The following is a 16,781-nucleotide window of genomic DNA, read 5'->3' on the forward strand; positions in this document are numbered from 1 at the left end:
TCTACATTCGGGGGAGTTGAGCAAGAAATGTTACAAGATTCAAAACGCAGCACGTGGGCACTGCTAGCACTGGCCATTAGTGCATTCGCGATCGGTACCACAGAATTTATCAGCGTTGGGCTCCTGCCCCTCATTGCCGATGACCTGGGCATTTCCGTAACTACAGCGGGACTGACCGTTACTTTATATGCATTAGGCGTTACCTTTGGGGCTCCTGTTCTGACCTCACTGACGTCTACCATATCACGCAAAACGCTATTGCTTGCCATCATGATTGTCTTCATTGCGGGTAACACGATGGCTGCACTGTCGACGGGCATCACCATGTTACTCATTGCAAGAGTGGTGTCCGCTCTGGCACACGGAGTGTTCATGTCCATAGGCTCCACGATTGCAGCCGATCTGGTGCCTGCCAACCGCAGGGCGAGTGCCATTGCCATCATGTTCTCTGGTTTAACGATAGCTACTGTAACTGGCGTACCTCTCGGTACACTTATCGGTCAACATTGGGGCTGGCGCGCTGCTTTTATCCTGATTGTTGTGATTGGTATCGTTGCCATGATTGGGAACATGATACTCGTGCCATCCACGCTGAAGCGAGGAACACGAACAGCATTTCGGGATCAGCTGAAGCTGGTTACAGGTGGACGCTTGCTGCTTGCTTTTGTCATCACTGCCGTTGGGTACGGAGGAACATTTGTTGTTTTTACGTACCTGTCCCCGTTATTGCATGATATCAGCGGATACTCCGAGAAAACAGTTGCGTTCATTCTGTTGTTGTACGGAATCGCCATTGCTGTCGGCAATATCATCGGCGGCAGAGCAGCCAATCGTAACCCGCTCAAGGCCCTCTTCTACATGTTCATCATTCAGACCATCATTCTCGGCGTGATGTACTTCACCGTTCCGTTTAAGTTGGCAGCACTCCTAACCATCATGGGTATGGGACTACTTGCTTTCATGAATGTGCCTGGTCTTCAGATGTATGTAGTAACTCTGGCTGAACGATATGCACCACAGGCCAAAGATGTAGCCTCAGCCTTTAACATCGCCGCATTTAATGCAGGGATTGCTATAGGTGCCTATTTGGGTGGCGTGATCAATGACTCCATTGGTTTGATTCACACGACATGGGTCGGAGCCTTGATGGTTCTCGTAGCTGTAATCCTGACCGCATGGGCTAAAATGCTGGAAAGCAAAGATCAACATGCATCCGTCTAAATGGAAAAAGCTTCGTTCTAATCTCCATTCCGACCTTGGGTCGCACTCTTATATAAATATCAATTCCAGCCTTCAAGGGGAACCGGTTTCATATCGTATTTTACTATACTATATACGTTGAACCCAATTTGATCTACTATGATTTAATTTTGTATGATAAAAAACGATAATTCAGCTTGAAATCACTGATTTTTACACACTTTAAGGAGGAAATCTCATGACAACAGCTCAAACCGCACAACATTTACAATCCACAGTAACTCTGCATAACGGTGTTCCTATGCCTTGGTTCGGACTTGGTGTATTTAAGGTAGAAGAAGGATCTGAACTGATCGAAGCTGTGAAAAATGCGATTAAACATGGCTACCGCAGTATCGATACTGCTGCCATATACGGTAATGAAGCCGGTGTTGGACAAGCGATTGCAGAAGCTTTGCAAGAAAACAACCTGAAACGCGAAGAACTGTTCGTTACATCTAAAGTATGGAATGCAGACCTCGGATATGAAGAGACACTTGCGGCTTTTGATACCACATTGAACAAATTGGGACTGGAATACCTGGACCTGTATCTGATTCACTGGCCTAAGGCAGGCAAATACAAAGCAGCCTGGAAAGCAATCGAGGAGCTGTACGCAGCAGGTCGCATTAAGGCTATTGGGGTAAGCAACTTCCAGATTCATCATCTCGAAGACCTGATGCAGGATGCCAAAGTGAAACCGATGATTAATCAGGTGGAATATCACCCTCGCCTGACTCAGGTTGAACTCAAGGCTTTCTGCGAAAAGCATGGTATCCAGCTCGAAGCATGGTCCCCTCTGATGCAAGGTCAGCTGTTGGACAATCCAGTACTCACGGCGATTGCCTCAGCCAAAGGCAAATCCGTTGCACAAGTCATCCTGCGTTGGGATCTGCAAAATGGGGTCATTACCATTCCGAAGTCCACCAAGGAACACCGGATTATTGAGAATTCCTCCATCTTCGACTTTGAACTTTCCAATGAAGAGATGGATCAGATCAGTGCTCTGAACGAAGATGTACGTGTTGGACCTGACCCGGACAACTTTGATTTCTAATGAATAACCTTTTACGAGCCTGCGTTGTTTGATATAGCATAACGAAAAACCACCGGACCAGGAGCCGGTGGTTTTTCGTTATATTCTCTTCCCTGTAGCCAAGACCCGCTAACACTGCACACTTCAATTCAAAATGAGGTATTGCATATTTTAACTATTGAACCTGCCACAATGCAGGGACATTGGATGGTTCCCATCCAGGCAAGGAGGTGTGGGCCTGCAAACATTTATACGTCTTGCCACTATACGTGACCAACTGTCCTACAGTATAGGCTGTATTCGCCTGCCAGGCGGAAACGCCCGGGTTCGTCGTTCCTGCTGCCGTTTTCACAGTCACCGCATTGCTCGCAGCAGAACCATTCCCCGCCGCATCCTTTGCTTTCACCGTAAATGTATACGAGGTGTCCGCAGCGAGCCCACTGATCGTTGCTGTCGTTCCGGTCACAGATGTTGCCAGAGCCGTTCCATTGTACACATCATAACCCGTTACACCCACGTTATCCGTGGATGCCGCCCAGCTCAGCGTTATGCTGGATGCCGTTTGCGCTGTCGATGCCAGGTTCGTCGGTGCAGTTGGCGCTTGCGTATCACCTCCCGGCTGAGTCGTAGTGCTTACGGTTACAGCATTACTGGCTGCAGACAGATTGCCTGCCGCATCTTTTGCTTTGATCGTAAAGGTATAGGAAGTACCCACGGACAGACCGCTGATTGTTGCGGACGTTCCGTTGACGGAGGCAGCAAGATTGGCACCATTGTAGACGTTATACCCAGTAACACCCACATTATCTGTTGAAGCATTCCAAGCCAGCGTCACCGAGGTAGCCGTCACACCTGTCGAGCGGGCATTTCCCGGTACGCTTGGTGCCGTCGTATCTGCTGGAGGCACCGTACCTCCGGTAGGCAGGTCGGCTTTCAGTTTATTTTGGAGTGTTTTGTTCCGGTCACCGCTAAGCTCCCAGAACATCGCACCGCCGAGTCCCTTACTCTTGATATAAGCGGTTTTATATCCAATCGACTCCGCATCATCATAGCTAATAAAACGCTTGTTGGTCGCATTATAGAGATATGGCACCTTGGCCGTATCATTCCAGTAACGTGTGTACCCGTTTTTGTTAATGTAATTGGTCTCCAGATCATAGAAATCAAAGGAGCCTGCTTCCCATGTTCCAACGGAGGAACCTCCCGTGCAGGTCTGATACTGGCCATTGCTCGCCTGTGCGCATCCATCCCAGCCGCGGCCATAAAATGGAACACCAAGCACAAGTTTGGCGGCTGGTACCCCGGCATTCAGATGCCCTTGTGCTCCGGCAGCCACATTAAATGTATTGGCATCCGGCACCCCGGCAGCCGAAGCCGCAGGGTCATAGTTCAACGGCGCGTTATGCGCGCTGACTTTTTGCCAAGCCCCGTTAAAATCGTATGTCATAATGTTAATCCAATCGACGATGGAAGCTATGTTGGCAAGCTCTGTATTAGCAGCATAGGTCGTCGATGCACCGCTTGCAATCGTAAGCAGGTACTTCTTACCGTCCGCAGCTCCGGCAGCATCCAGCTTCTCACGGATTTTGCTCAGAAGCAGCGTGTAATTTTGCTTATCCTCCGGACGTTTGCTGTTACCATCAAGTCCGCCTGATACCGGATACTCCCAGTCCAGATCTACCCCGTCAAAATTGTATTTGCGCAGGAAGTCGACGGCAGAGTTTGCAAAAACCTCCCGCGTTGCAGCAGTCGCAGCCACATCAGAGAAGCGGTTGGACCATGTCCATCCTCCGACGGAGATGATCGTCTTCAGATTAGGATTGATTTGTTTCAGCTTGTTCAGCTGATTGATATTGCCTGCAATGGGTTGATCCCACGTATCCCCTGCAAATGTCTTCCCCGTATCGATCCAAGGATCGCCAAGCACGATTGTTCCGTTGGGCACATTAATTGTCTGGCTTTTTTCATTCTGACAAGTCCAAGTTACAGGATTTGGCCCCGAAGGGTCCGGATTTCCATGAATACCGTTCCAGCAAATATCGGCAAAAGCATAGTTGATATGTGTGACCTTGGTTGGGTCGATATCCGTTACATTATAGTTTCTCCCGTACGCAGCCCAGGACGGGTAATAACCAACAATTTTATAAGAATCCGCTGCTGCCGCCGTAGCGGGTTGGAGCACAAAAGAAGGAATAATGACGGATAAGAGCAGGGATAGACCCAGGAGAAACTTTGCGGTTTTCTTGAAAGCAGTGTGTTTATTTAAATGTATCATCTAATACACAACCTCCTTTGTCGTTTGCGTACTCAGCCCGTTCAGGAACGGACGATGTGCGCTCGAAAACTGGTTATTCGTATATGCGTCCCAGTTGATTGACCAGGTCATAATCCCTTTTATCCCCGCATAGCCCGCAGGCTGGCGCAAAGTATAGGAACCGCCGTATGACACACCTTTGATTAGGTAATTAAGCGCCTTCTGCAGATCGGCCGGCGTTGTATACCCACCCCCGGCAGCCTGTTGGGAGGCCGGTACGCCGATCGCAATCTGGTCCGGTCGCAAGGCACTAAAGAAAGGGCCTGTGCTGCCGCCTACATGAAAGCCTTGAAGCAGCATCTCTGCCATGGCCACATGGAAATCAGCTGTTCCTTGGGCATAAGAACGTCCATCCAGACCCACCATGGAGCCCGTATTATAGTGCTGCACATGAAGCAGGGTCAGGTCATTACGCAACGCATGGATGACTGGCAAGTATGCTCCCCAAGGGCCGCCGTAGCTCAGATATCCCCCCTGTACATAGGCCGTCTCCGGGGCAGCCGTCAGGATGAAATTGGCTCCGAAGTGTGACTTAACCGCTTTCACACCTTGGATGAGATTAACAATTTTCGGTGTAGTTGGACTACGGAAATCGGTGTCCCCTGCATTTAGAGACAGGGAGCTTCCTTCCAGATCGATATCGAGACCATTGAAACCATAGGTGGAAATGATTGATTTTAACGAATCTTCGAATTGCTGTCTCTTGGTCGCGTCGGTGAGCTCAATGGTACCGTTGGCTCCCCCCATGGAAAGCAGTACTTTTTTCCCTTGGCTTTGCAGATAGGCAATATCGGATTTGAATTCGGTTACCGTCGCATTGTATGGAGTAAAAGCAAGCGTTCCGCTGCCATGTGAAATGGGTTCGGCAAAGGAGACATTAATGACGTCATAGGCTGTTGATACGTTACGAAGTCTGATATTCGTTGAACCATTATCGAAGTTGTGCCAGTAGCCGATCAGCCATTTGCTGCCGGTTGGCCCAGGATTAGAAGAACCGTTGGAAGTTGTTACACTGAGGGAGGTGCTCGCAGCGGATATATTGCCTGCGGCATCTTTGGCTTTTACCGTAAAAGCATAGGTTGTGCTCGCTGTCAGTCCCGTGACTACAGCTGTTGTAGTTGAGGTACTTGTCACAAGAACGCCGTTCCGGTACACCTCATATCCCGCTACGCCCACATTATCCGTGGATGCATTCCAGGATAGACTAACGGAGGTGTTCGTTATGGCGTTTGAAGTCAGACCCGCAGGAACAGAAGGGGGTGACGTATCTGGCATTGGTGTTTCGCCTCCCGAACCTTCCCCGACGTATTTCCACAACGCGGGTACAACAGAGGGCTCCCATCCGGTCAACGCCGTATGGGCCTGAATACACTCATAATCTTTATTTTGATAAGTGACGAGGTCGCCTTTCTTGTATGCGGTGCCTGCCTGCCACTGGGCGGCGGCATCGGCTCTCGGTGCAAACCACAAAAGAAGTAGAAGAAATGCCAAAGCAAATGTAATAACCGGGCGGAATCGAATAGCTTGATTCAAGCAAAATCCCTCCTGTACTAAGGATACGTTCACCTTGCAAACAAAGATATCCATCGTCCACCTGCATCTGATCTGTGATCGATTAGAGCCAGCCTCATTCAGCCATCTGATGTTGCGTGTCGCTTCACTCCCTTCCCTTACCAAAATGGACCTTCCCTCTCGTTTTCTCTTTCAGCAGACATCACCAAATTTTACAGGGAATTTACAGATCCTCACCCTGTATTTAATCAGTAAAATGCCTAGGAGATAAGGGATAAAATAGTTCTATTGGGGGCGAAAAATGTAATATAGCGCACAGAAAAGGCTTTCCGCCAAGTCCTCAGGAGACTTGAAAGAAAGCCTGTGTTATATATTGTGTAGAGAATAGGGCGAATCTTAACGCTGCTCCCCTCTCCCTTCAAAAGGCTGCCAACCATCCATGCCGGATAGAATCAGAGGTACAGCGTACTCCGCCGCTTCCTGTTCGGTCAGCATTTTGGCCCAAGGAACACGATCAGCAGCACATCCGGCACCAGGACCGGCACTGTTATATTCCGCATACTGAACGGTTTGCTCTGCATCTGTCTTGTTCCAGTTATGCCATCCCTCTCGCTTCACATGAGCGCCGATCCAGCAGTTCAGAAAACAGACTTTGGCATGATGACGCCACGGTCTGCCCAGATACACCGACTGCGGCGGAGCATTGCTCGTCAGATCACAGTCCAGAAACACATAGCCGTATCGTACATCCTCCGGCGTAGATGCTGCGGTAATCCAGCCGTTCACTTGCCCATCCGCAGCCTCCGCTTCAGTCAGGCGATTCTTCGTAAAAATCTCGCACCCCTTAAATACCACCGTAGCCGAGCCAAAAATAAAATCGATATCGCCTTCGATGTAACAGTCTTCGAAATACTGCCGCAGTTTGCGCCGCTCGGCACCATCGCGTGGCCCGCCAAAGTAACTGCGGTCCATGGGCTGCTCCGGCAACGGGCCGGTGAAGATTGTGTCCTGGTGACCGATCAAACGACAGTGGCGAAAGGCCGCCCGGTCTCCATCCACATAAACGGCTAGCGCCTGACCAACCTCCTTGCCCGGTCCGGCAGCATTTACGAAGGAAATCCCCTCTGCCGTGAAATCATCGGCACCGATGAAAGCGGTATAGGAATGAAACGTATGATATGGCGACCCGTCCGGGAACTTCTTGAGTGCATAATCATCATACGTAATGATTGTCTGCTCCGCCCCGTCACCAATCAGATGGATGCCCGGCTTCTCCATATGCAGCTTCTCATAATAAACACCAGCTTTCACTCGAATCGGGACGTTTCCGATGCCATTCTCCGGCAGCGCATCGACTGCAGCCTGAATCGTCACATAATCCCCCGTCCCGTCTGAAGCAACCGTCAGACAGGGAGTCGATGATTCCAATGCTGTATTCGGCAACCTCTGCTGTGTCATGGCAATCGCTCCATTTCCAGCGCTGCCAGCAGGAGCGGAGCCACCCCCATAAAGGAATCGCTTACAACTGCTTCGCTTACATAGTAGCTGTACGAGCCATCCCGGTCCAGACTTAGTCCTGCGCCATGACAGATCCCGTTTAACCGAACGCCGTCAGCCGTTTCCTCCACCAATCTGGAGGAAAGCCCCTGCCATCCTTTCTCCGCCGCTGCTCTGAAATGCGGCTCCAGATACTTTAGCCGTACCCCCTTCGCAAGTGCATATACAAACATGCTTGACCCGGATGCTTCTAGATAGTTGCCTTTGCGGAACCCCTGATCCAGCACCTGGAACCATAACCCGCTCTCCTGCTCCTGCACGCGTACCAAAGCGTGGCACATCCGTTCAAAGATACCAATGATGGTTCCGCGCTTTGCATGATTTACGGGAAAATGTTCCACGCTGTCCACAATCGCCATGGCATACCAGCCCATCGCCCGGCTCCAGAAGTGTGGCGAGCACCCTGTCGATGAATCGGCCCAGACCTGCTCCTTCGATTCATCCCAACCATGATAGAGCAGTCCGGTCCGGGGATCACGGGTCTGGCGTTCGATCAGCAGAATCTGGTGTGCCACTTCATCCCATAACTCGGGGTGATGAAATGTCTTCGCATATTCGGATAGAAAGGGAGATGACATATACAGGCCGTCCAGCCACATCTGGAAAGGATAGATTTTTTTGTGCCAGAAGCCACCCTCCGACGTTCGAGGTTGCCCTGCAAGCTGTGCGGCCAAGAGATGCGCCGCTTCTGCGAAACGCTGATCTTCAGCACCATCCAGTAATGTAAACAGGTTTTTCCCCTGATTAATCTGATCCAGATTATATTCTTCCAAAGTATAGGTGCCAATAGAGCCGTCCGGCTGGATATACAGGTCCATATGTTTTTTCATAAAATCAACATACTCTTGCCTGCCATAATACTGCCCGGTTCGTGCCATCGCCATCAAGGTCATGCCTTCCACGTATGCCCATCGTCCCGAAGGGAACGCATGATAACCGTCCCCGTCACATTGCTGGATGATCGTTGCTGCAATTCGCTCAGACCAGGATAACTGCGTCTGTACCTGCATAAGCAATTCCTCCTTGAATGTTGTATCCACCTAATACATGTATGACTAACGGATAACCGCTTCACTCTTCAATCATGACCGGCACATTGCCGTTGAATTGCGAAGGTTCAATTTGGGCTGGATGACTACAGGAACGTCGACCTGTTCATCACGAATCAACGATACAATGAGCTCTGCTGCCTGCACGGCCAGTTCATCCAGAGACGGGCCAATCGTCGTCAAGGCCACTTCGGCATACTGCATATCCGGCAGATCATCATACCCGATTAACGAGATATCGCGTGGAACGCTGTACCCAGCCTCAAGCAAAGCCCGGAGCGCACCTCGGGTGACCAGGTTGTTCAGTCCAATAAAAGCTGTTGGCGACTCCGGCCCAAACGCATGATTACGTATGGCAAAATACCCGTCTTCCCAGGAGGAATACGCTGGCAGCACATGGTCTTCATTAAAAGCCAGACCCGTACGCTGCAACGCTTCCCGGTATCCCTCCAGTTTAATATTCTGCGAGTTGCCGATAAAACCGATTCGGCTGTGCCCCAGCGATTTCAGATGCTCCACCGCTTTGAACAGCCCTTCTTTGCGATCAATCTTGATGTAAGGAGAGTTCGGCGCTTCATCTGTACCCAGCACAAAACATGGCATGTTGAGTGTCGAGAACTTTTTCCAGAACATCTCCCGATTGTCCAGTGCATAGTCCCACAGAATACATCCGTCCACGCGCAGCTGGCTGAAGACATCCACACCATCATCCGCCACAACCAGGATCATCTGATATCCCCGCTTCTTCAGCTCGGTGTGCAGACGGCCGGAGATGTTCGAGAATAACGGATTGCTCAGTTCATCCAGCACAAAACCGATGATGTTGCTCCTCCCGGTGGAGAGCTGCCGAGCCAGCATGTTTTTCCGATACTGGTGTTTCTCCGCGACCGCAAGCACCTTCTGCTTTGTTGCCGGTTTGATTCGGGGATCATCATTCAGCGCCTTCGATACCGTGCTATAGCTCACCCCCGCCAGTTTGGCAATGTCTTTAATGGTTATCAAAATCAATCAACACCTCTCATACGCCTGAAACCTATTTCCTATTTCTGTGCAGCCTTATAACGATCATATTGTGCCTGTCTGCCCGCAATAACCTGCTCTATATTCATCTTCTTCAACGTCTCAATATAACTGTCAAACTGGTCCAGACTGGCATCACCGCTAATAAACTTGAAATTCATCTCTTCCACATATGTGGTGATGTCAGGCATTGCCATGCTCTCCACGCTCGCTTCATCCGGCAGGGCATAGACGAACGGGAACGGTTCGCGGACATACGGCTCCAGTTCCTTATCCATCTTCGCATGCCAAGGGGCCACGACGGAATCGGCAGAATCGGTGGATTGGATGTTCGGTAGATTCACCGGACCGATGCCGAGCTTCTGAATGTATTCATTGTCCTTGCCTTTGTCCGTAAATGTCTTCACGCCATTCTCTTCCGTATACGTGTCATCCTTGATGCCCCACGTATAATACGTCTGTGCCTCTTCACTTACCGCATAATCCAGGAAGCGGAAAGCCAGCTCCGGATTTTTGCTGTCCCGCGTGATGCCGAAGATGCCGCTAACCGGGGTACGACCGATATAGAACTGATCCCCATGCGGTCCTTTCAGTGGTAATATGCCTTTGATAATCGGCTCTTCCGGATTGTAATCCTTGAACAGCGGGCTGTAGACCATCGACATGTACCAGCTAAAATTAAATGTGGCTCCTGTCACATCCTGAGAGATGCGTGATGTGACCTGATCACTCGTGGTACTCGCATAATCCACCCCAAGCAGACCTTCTTTGTACAGTCCATTCAGATAGGTCAGGTACTCCTTGTACGCTGGCTCATAATAGCTGAAATGCACCTTGCCCTGATCGTCTGCATAGAACTGATTGGACAGATCAAGTCCAAATGCCGGGCCAAAGGCCATGGACACAAATTTCGCTTCCATGGACAGCGGAATCTCATCGGCTTTTCCGTTACCGTTCGGGTCGTCTGTCTTAAACTTGCGCAGCATCGCCGTAAACTCATCCAACGTGGTCGGCTCGCTTAATCCAAGCTTATCAAGCCAGCGCACATTAACCATAAATACCGGCATGTAGTTGCGGGTTAGCGTCTGCTGCGGGACATAATACATTTTACCATCTGGCGTCGTTAAACTGGCTTTAACCGAAGGGGACTTTTCATATATTTTTTTGAGATTCACGCCGTACTTCTCTACAAGCTCGTTGATCGGGATAAACAGGCCACTATTGATGTACTTCATCAGTTGATCCTGATCTGGCAGGTACACGATATCGGGCAAGCCGGTACCGGCAGCCAGCCTCGGATTGACGGCATCCGCATAGTTCTGTGGAGGAATGAGATCCCAATCCACCGTAACACCGGCGTTGCTCTCAATTTTCTTAACGATAGCTGCGGTGGAGAGATCCACGTTGGTCGTCCAGGCGTTAGTACCGAGAATAGACAGCTTGGCATCCGGCTGATCCGTCACTGGCCCTGCCCCGGTATAATTGAAGGCCGGCTCCGAACTGGACGGAGTGCTCCCCTCATCGGTTCCTGCCCCTGTTCCACCACTACATCCCGCCAGGCTGATTGCCAGTATCGCTGCCATTACACTTTTTCTTCCTGCCCCTTTAAATCTCATCCATCATTCCTCCTTAGGTATGAACCATTTTGAACTCCCTTGAATGACATGACACTTAAGTAATTAAAGCTATCCTTTCACGGCTCCGAGGGTAATCCCCTTAACGAAGTACCGTTGGATAAACGGGTAGATCGTAACAATAGGCAGAATGCTGACCACAATGGATACATAACGTACTTGCAGGGTCGATACCGCCAGCGCCCCGGATGTCATCGTGCCGCCCATCTTCTGCATCACTTCCGGAGATGCCATGATCAGCACCCTTCGCAGGAACATCTGTAAGGGCTGCATATCCTGTTTGCCCAGATATAATAGGGCCGAGAAAAAGTTGTTCCAGTGGAATACCGCATAGTACAGCGTGAGCACAGCCAGTGTCGGCTTGATGATGGGAACCGCCAGACGGTACAGCATTGTCATCTCGTTGGCCCCGTCTATACTGGCACTTTCGAAAATCTCATTCGGAATGCCTTCAAAGGCCGAGCGGCAGATCATGACGTTAAACGTAATCACCAGCACAGGCAGCACCATGACCCAGCGGGTATTGTACAGCCCAAGCGAGGTAATCAGCATGTAAACCGGAATAAGCCCACCCGAGAAATACATGGTAAAAGCGATGAAAAAATTCAGCTTGCGACGCAAGAAAAATTGCTGTCTGGATAATGGAAACGCGGCAAGACATGTTGCCACAATATTCAACAGTGTACCTACCACGGTGTACCAAAGGGTGTTGTAGAACGATACCCATAACTCCTTGTATTGCAGTACCATTTGGTAACCTGACAGGGTAAAGCCAACGGGCCACAATACGACTTTTTGTTTGTCGATGGCATCCACCGAGCTGAATGAAATGCTAATGACGTACAGAAAGGGATACAACGTGACAACAACCGCCAGTATGGTCAGCAGGTAGACACTTCCGTAGAACAAACGGTCACTTCTCGATTTTTGCATACAGGTCTCCTTTGGTCCGGGTTATAGTCTTACCAGAGTGACATCTTGGTCAGGCGGCGGGTCATGGAATTGGCAGCAAACACAAGCACAAAAGTGATTATGGAGTTAAACAGGCCGACCGCTGTGGCGAAGCCGTAATTCTGGCCTTCAATCCCCATCCGATATACATAGGTGGACAGGACATCCGCCGTTTCGTAGGTGGCTCCGTTGTAGAGCAGATATACCTTCTCGAAACCTACGCTCATAATGCCGCCAAGCGACAGAAGCAGAAGAATGACAATGGTTGGTTTGATACTGGGAAGGGTCAGGTGCCATAGCTCCTGAAATTTGTTGACGCCGTCAATTTTGCCGGAATCATACATCTCGGGGTCGATCCCCATAATGGCTGCAATGTAGATGATGGAGCTGAAGCCAAAGCTCTGCCAGATATCGGAGCTTGTGAAGATGGTACGGAACCAGCTGGCATCCATCATGAAATTCACTTTTTCCATGCCCAGACTCGCGATGAGGGTATTCACAATACCGTCTGTTGGTGACAGGAAGTTAATGATCATGCCGGCTACAACGACAGTGGAGATGAAGTGAGGAAGGTAGGTCACCGTCTGGGCGAATCGCTTGAATGTTCGGTTCTTGATCTCCACGATGCAGACAGCGAACAAAATCGGAATGGAGAAGCCGAACAGGAGTGGCAGGAAAGCGAGCAGAAATGTGTTACGTAGCAGTCGCCAGAAATAAATGGAGTTCACGAACTGTTCGAACCAGCGCAGTCCCACCCATTCCCCGCTGAGCATGCCCTGACCCGGCAGGAAATTGCGAAATGCCAACAGCACGCCAGGCATCGGAAGGTACATGAAGATGAGGTAATACAGGAAGATAGGTGAAAACATCAACAGCAAATACTTATCCCGTCTGATCAGGCTGAACAGTGTAGACATGCGTTTTTTCAACGTGAAGCACTCCCCTTCGCCACATAATTACAACGTTTGAATTTTTGAATAAAAATGAACTGTCATTTCACTGACGTATTTGTTATTCATTCCATCCACATTTTGTAACAACCTATAATATTCTGCGTAAAACGAGATATTTTCTTGGAAAAGTCCTCCTTACACCGTAGTTCTGTCTTTTCAATAATTTTCAAAAACGTAATTACAACGTTGTAATTTTAAACTAAATGTATACGCTTACATAAACTTTTTCTCATCTTAGCAAAGTCTCCTTCGTTTGGCAACAACAAAAATCAGTGGCATGTCTAACGCACTAAATACAGTCTCGCATACGCGAGACTGTATTTATAATCTACACTTGATTCCGATACTCCATCGGTGTCATAACATATACTCGCTGAAACGCTCTGTAAAACTGACTGACGCTGGAAAATCCCAGCTCATAACTGATGGTGGTTACCGAATCCGTCGTAAGGCGAAGCCTTCTGGACGCTTCTTCTACACGCAAATTTAACAAATATTGATACGGTGTCTTTCCCGTAAGAGTCTTGAAAGAGCGCATGAAATGATACCGGCTCTGATGCGCGACCATCGCCATCGAATCAATATCCATTGGATCCGTATAGGCACTGTGAATGTACTCCAGCACCCGGCGAAGATGAGGGTCCATACATGTACGATTATCTACAATCGTTTTTCCATTTTCCTGCCCCATCAACATGCGTCTTAGATACATCTCGACCGCCAGTTCTGTTTCCTGTACTTGGAGCGAATCCGGCATGTCATCTAACAAAATGGAATTCCAGCCTCGGAACAGACTGCTGATCTCAGCGGGATCAAACGTCTGGGTAGGTCGAAACTCAGCTCGCCCCCCACTTAACTCCGCACCTTCTAAACTACCTAATGGCGGTTTACGGAACTTGATCACAATGACTGCCGAATCCGAACCTATTTCAAAATAATGCTCAGTCTGGGGATGAGCAATAATCCCCTTGCCTGCGTTCAGAGGGTATGCGTGCCGTTCCTGTACCAGATGACATTGCCCTCTGACCGGCAGCGTTAGCTGATACCAGTCATCATGCACATGAGGTTCATTCGCGAACCCTCCGGTAGCTTTCCATAATTCCAACCCATTTAACGTCATGTTTAATTCCATCGTTTCCTCACCTGCTGACATTATAGCAAATCGTGCTCACTTTCCAAGCACTTTTCACAAAGACAATGCCTGACCGTGTCTTTTATCATAGAAAAAAATAATTCGAGGTGATCTCCCATGGCTCAGGCCACTTTAAGCAAAATGCAAATCAACTCTTCCGCCAATTGGGCACTCGCCGGAGTCAGCTTCGCCCATTTGCTGAATGATGCGATGCAGACCGTGGTTCCATCTGCTTTTCCGCTGTTTCAGCAGACCATGCAGCTCAGTTTCGCTCAGATGGGCTGGATTGCCTTCACCCTGAATATTACCGCATCCGTCCTTCAGCCACTGGTCGGTTATATGTCAGACCGCAAGCCCATGCCGATCCTGCTTCCCGGAGGCATGTTAGTCTCCCTGATCGGTGTGCTCGGCTTAGCCTTGTCTTCCGAGTTATGGATGTTGCTTGTATCGGCCGCATTGATTGGCATAGGCTCATCCATCCTCCACCCCGAGTCCTCACGCGTGGCTCATATGGCAGCCGGCCGTGGACGTGGAATGGCGCAATCGATCTTCCAGGTGGGAGGCAACACGGGACAGGCGATTGCTCCATTACTGGTCGCTTTCATCCTGCTGCCACATGGGCAGCGTAGTTTTCTGTGGCTAATGGGCTTTGCCCTGATCGGTATCTTTATTCAGTCTTATGTCAGTCGCTGGTACAGAGACAAGCTTGCCGAGACTCGCATTCGTCAGCAACAGCCTCTAAAATCAAGCGGCGCAGAGCCAGTAGCTCGACCTATGAGCAGGGGATTCATCGCTTTTACAATGGGCATTCTTATCCTGCTGCTGTTTTCCAAATTCGTATATATTGCTGGCATGACCGGATATTACGCCTTCTATTACGCGGATGCATATGACTTGCCTCTCTCCCAGGCACAGATCTGTCTGTTTATTTTGCAATTTGCAGGCATGGTCGGAACCTTGCTCGGCGGCCCGCTCGCTGATCGCTATGGGCGTAAACCAATGATCTGGTTCTCCATTGCAGGTACTGCACCATTTTCGTTGTTGTTGCCTTATGCAGGCCCCGTCTTGTCCATGGTATTGTGCGGAATGATTGGACTCATCCTGATGTCCGGCTTCAGCGTCATCATTGTCTATGCACAGGAATTGCTTCCTCGGCATATTGGAACGGTATCCGGGTTATTTTTCGGCCTGTCGTTCGGCATGGCTGGACTTGGCTCGGTTGTGCTGGGTTCCTTAATTGATGTGACCAGCGTTGCATTTGTTATCAAGTTATGTTCGTTTTTGCCACTGCTTGGTGTGTGTGCCGTATTTCTGCGCAAGGACCAACCAAGAACAACAGGATAACCGTTGAAACCTCACTGATGTTGTGACTACAATACACCTAGGACAATCGAGGATAACAGAAGGAGGGAATAACGCATGATTATTGATGTACAGCATGTCACTTGGAAAAGGGGACCTCTTACCCTGCTGAACGATGTAAGCTGGCAGGTTAATGACGGTGAACACTGGGCGTTGCTTGGCCTGAATGGCTCCGGCAAAACAACACTCCTGAACATGATCACCGGGTATCTCTGGCCAACTGAAGGCAAGATATCCGTGCTGGGCCATGAATATGGCGATGTGGATCTGAGGCAGCTCCGCAAATCCATCGGCTGGGTCAGTTCGTCTCTGCAAGAGAAATTGTACGGCACGGATCGCACACAGTATGTCGTGATCAGCGGCAAACATGCCACCATTGGCTTGTACGACAAGCTATCGGATGATGATCTGGATCAGGCACAGGAATTGATGCGAACACTGGGCTGTCAGCACCTGTGGGATCGCGAATATCGTACCTGTTCTCAAGGCGAGAAACAGAAACTTCTTATTGCCCGAGCACTCATGGCCAATCCGCGCGTACTCATTCTGGACGAGCCTTGCAATGGACTGGATCTGTTCTCAAGAGAGCGATTGCTGGACAGCATTCGTGAATTATCACAGCGACCAGATACCCCTTCACTCATCTATGTCACCCATCATACCGAAGAAATATTGCCCGTGTTTAGTCACAGTCTCTTGCTTCGTAGGGGTGAAATCGTGAATAGCGGACTAACGAGCGAGCTGATGAACACCGAAGTGCTGAGCAACTTCTTCGAGGCACCTGTGGAAGTTGATCGGCACGGGGAACGTGTCTATGTCAGAGCTGCGGCGGATTCATAATTACGTGGTTATACACAGCACACGCAGCATAGGTGCAGAAACTTAACAGTAAAAGCCCAATATCTTATCCACATGTGGATAGATTTTGGGCTTTTCAATGCTATATCTAGTGTTATCCACCGTTTTCTGTGTAGAACTTTCTAATTTATGAGTATAACTTAGTTATGTCCTTCTATTTATCT

The 16,781-nt window shown here is 49.5% G+C and carries 13 protein-coding genes; 4 read left to right on the forward strand and 9 right to left on the reverse strand.

Annotated features, from left to right (window positions below; genetic code table 11):
• The first annotated feature begins 27 nt into the window (after window positions 1–27).
• Together NKT06_RS30445 and NKT06_RS30450 are read left to right on the forward strand one after the other, a co-directional pair.
• Window positions 28–1,221, forward strand: a complete 1,194-nt coding sequence (locus tag NKT06_RS30445) for an MFS transporter (RefSeq protein ID WP_253441905.1) — start codon at window positions 28–30, stop codon at window positions 1,219–1,221.
• Between the two features lie 217 nt (window positions 1,222–1,438).
• A complete protein-coding gene (locus NKT06_RS30450) occupies window positions 1,439–2,296 on the forward strand; it encodes an aldo/keto reductase (protein ID WP_253441907.1) in 858 nt (285 codons plus the stop codon).
• Window positions 2,297–2,450: 154 nt separating this feature from the next.
• Here the strand turns inward: NKT06_RS30450 and NKT06_RS30455 are convergent, their stop codons facing one another.
• From NKT06_RS30455 to NKT06_RS30495, 9 genes are all read right to left on the reverse strand, one after another.
• A complete protein-coding gene (locus NKT06_RS30455; protein WP_253441909.1) occupies window positions 2,451–4,550 on the reverse strand; it encodes a glycosyl hydrolase family 18 protein in 2,100 nt (699 codons plus the stop codon).
• A complete protein-coding gene (locus tag NKT06_RS30460) occupies window positions 4,551–6,122 on the reverse strand; it encodes a chitinase (RefSeq protein ID WP_253441911.1) in 1,572 nt (523 codons plus the stop codon).
• 375 nt (window positions 6,123–6,497) lie between these two features.
• Window positions 6,498–7,559, reverse strand: a complete 1,062-nt coding sequence (locus NKT06_RS30465) for a pectinesterase family protein (RefSeq protein WP_253441913.1) — start codon at window positions 7,557–7,559, stop codon at window positions 6,498–6,500.
• A complete protein-coding gene (locus NKT06_RS30470; RefSeq protein WP_253441915.1) occupies window positions 7,556–8,668 on the reverse strand; it encodes a glycoside hydrolase family 88/105 protein in 1,113 nt (370 codons plus the stop codon). The genes NKT06_RS30465 and NKT06_RS30470 overlap by 4 nt, the downstream gene beginning before the upstream one ends.
• Window positions 8,669–8,740: 72 nt before the next feature.
• Window positions 8,741–9,709 carry a LacI family DNA-binding transcriptional regulator gene (locus tag NKT06_RS30475; protein WP_253441917.1) on the reverse strand — a complete coding sequence of 323 codons (969 nt, stop codon included), beginning with the start codon at window positions 9,707–9,709 and terminating at the stop codon, window positions 8,741–8,743.
• 38 nt (window positions 9,710–9,747) lie between these two features.
• Complete coding sequence (locus NKT06_RS30480) at window positions 9,748–11,343, reverse strand: extracellular solute-binding protein (protein ID WP_253441919.1); 1,596 nt, start codon at window positions 11,341–11,343, stop codon at window positions 9,748–9,750.
• A 69-nt stretch (window positions 11,344–11,412) separates the two neighbouring features.
• A complete protein-coding gene (locus NKT06_RS30485; RefSeq protein ID WP_253441921.1) occupies window positions 11,413–12,294 on the reverse strand; it encodes a carbohydrate ABC transporter permease in 882 nt (293 codons plus the stop codon).
• A 29-nt stretch (window positions 12,295–12,323) separates the two neighbouring features.
• Window positions 12,324–13,241 carry an ABC transporter permease gene (locus NKT06_RS30490; protein ID WP_036612224.1) on the reverse strand — a complete coding sequence of 306 codons (918 nt, stop codon included), beginning with the start codon at window positions 13,239–13,241 and terminating at the stop codon, window positions 12,324–12,326.
• A gap of 352 nt (window positions 13,242–13,593) precedes the next feature.
• Window positions 13,594–14,397: a helix-turn-helix domain-containing protein gene (locus NKT06_RS30495; protein ID WP_253441923.1), complete on the reverse strand. Its 804-nt coding sequence runs from the start codon at window positions 14,395–14,397 to the stop codon at window positions 13,594–13,596.
• Window positions 14,398–14,514: 117 nt separating this feature from the next.
• Here NKT06_RS30495 and NKT06_RS30500 point away from each other — a divergent pair, with 117 nt between their 5' ends.
• Window positions 14,515–15,741 carry an MFS transporter gene (locus tag NKT06_RS30500; RefSeq protein WP_253441925.1) on the forward strand — a complete coding sequence of 409 codons (1,227 nt, stop codon included), beginning with the start codon at window positions 14,515–14,517 and terminating at the stop codon, window positions 15,739–15,741.
• 75 nt (window positions 15,742–15,816) lie between these two features.
• The gene (locus tag NKT06_RS30505; RefSeq protein WP_253441926.1) at window positions 15,817–16,599 is read left to right on the forward strand and encodes an ABC transporter ATP-binding protein; all 783 of its coding nucleotides are present in this window, start codon (window positions 15,817–15,819) and stop codon (window positions 16,597–16,599) included.
• The last annotated feature ends 182 nt before the right edge of the window (window positions 16,600–16,781 follow it).

Source organism: Paenibacillus sp. 1781tsa1 (assembly GCF_024159265.1).
In the GTDB taxonomy this organism is placed as follows: domain Bacteria; phylum Bacillota; class Bacilli; order Paenibacillales; family Paenibacillaceae; genus Paenibacillus.

What these genes read in the sequence shown, in the direction of transcription:
- NKT06_RS30465 (WP_253441913.1), bottom strand. Translation starts at nt 7,559, where the DNA reads ATGACACAGCAGAGGTTGCCGAATACAGCATTGGAATCATCGACTCCC.
- NKT06_RS30480 (WP_253441919.1), bottom strand. Translation starts at nt 11,343, where the DNA reads ATGAGATTTAAAGGGGCAGGAAGAAAAAGTGTAATGGCAGCGATACTG.
- NKT06_RS30455 (WP_253441909.1), bottom strand. Translation starts at nt 4,550, where the DNA reads ATGATACATTTAAATAAACACACTGCTTTCAAGAAAACCGCAAAGTTT.
- NKT06_RS30485 (WP_253441921.1), bottom strand. Translation starts at nt 12,294, where the DNA reads ATGCAAAAATCGAGAAGTGACCGTTTGTTCTACGGAAGTGTCTACCTG.
- NKT06_RS30450 (WP_253441907.1), top strand. Translation starts at nt 1,439, where the DNA reads ATGACAACAGCTCAAACCGCACAACATTTACAATCCACAGTAACTCTG.
- NKT06_RS30500 (WP_253441925.1), top strand. Translation starts at nt 14,515, where the DNA reads ATGGCTCAGGCCACTTTAAGCAAAATGCAAATCAACTCTTCCGCCAAT.
- NKT06_RS30445 (WP_253441905.1), top strand. Translation starts at nt 28, where the DNA reads ATGTTACAAGATTCAAAACGCAGCACGTGGGCACTGCTAGCACTGGCC.
- NKT06_RS30495 (WP_253441923.1), bottom strand. Translation starts at nt 14,397, where the DNA reads ATGGAATTAAACATGACGTTAAATGGGTTGGAATTATGGAAAGCTACC.
- NKT06_RS30505 (WP_253441926.1), top strand. Translation starts at nt 15,817, where the DNA reads ATGATTATTGATGTACAGCATGTCACTTGGAAAAGGGGACCTCTTACC.
- NKT06_RS30470 (WP_253441915.1), bottom strand. Translation starts at nt 8,668, where the DNA reads ATGCAGGTACAGACGCAGTTATCCTGGTCTGAGCGAATTGCAGCAACG.